The sequence below is a fragment of the Undibacterium sp. TJN25 genome, assembly GCF_049339885.1.
Taxonomy (GTDB): Bacteria; Pseudomonadota; Gammaproteobacteria; order Burkholderiales; family Burkholderiaceae_D; genus Undibacterium.
In genome coordinates this window covers 1-346 of sequence record NZ_JBMPPM010000049.1, presented here as the reverse complement: position 1 = coordinate 346, position 346 = coordinate 1, and the positions used below count along the sequence as shown (strand labels likewise).

General features: G+C 56.9%; 1 protein-coding gene. It reads left to right on the top strand.

Annotated features, from left to right (window positions below; translation table 11 throughout):
• Window positions 1-2: 2 nt before the first annotated feature.
• Window positions 3-346: MotA/TolQ/ExbB proton channel family protein (locus tag ACO0LO_RS29065; RefSeq protein ID WP_422970040.1), on the top strand; the 344-nt coding region annotated here is incomplete at its 3' end.

Below are 346 nucleotides of genomic sequence, written 5' to 3'. Positions count from 1 at the left end.
CGCTGATCATCATGGCCATCATGTCCATGGGCAGCTGGTACATCCTCATCACCAAATTCGTCGACCAGCTCAAAATGAGCGGCCAGGCTAAAGATGCCAAATCCAAATTCTGGAAAGCCGCTTCCGTTCAAGCCGGTGTGACCAGCCTCAAAGAAGGCAGCCCATTCCGCTTCATCGCCGAAACAGCGACTAAAGCTACCGACCACCACGAAGGCGCCCTGCTGGAACAGATCGACCTCAACACCTGGGTCTCCATGTCCATCCAGCGCGCCGTCGACAAAGTACAAAGCCGCCTGCAAGACGGCCTGGCCTTCCTCGCAACAGTCGGCTCCACAGCACCGTTCGT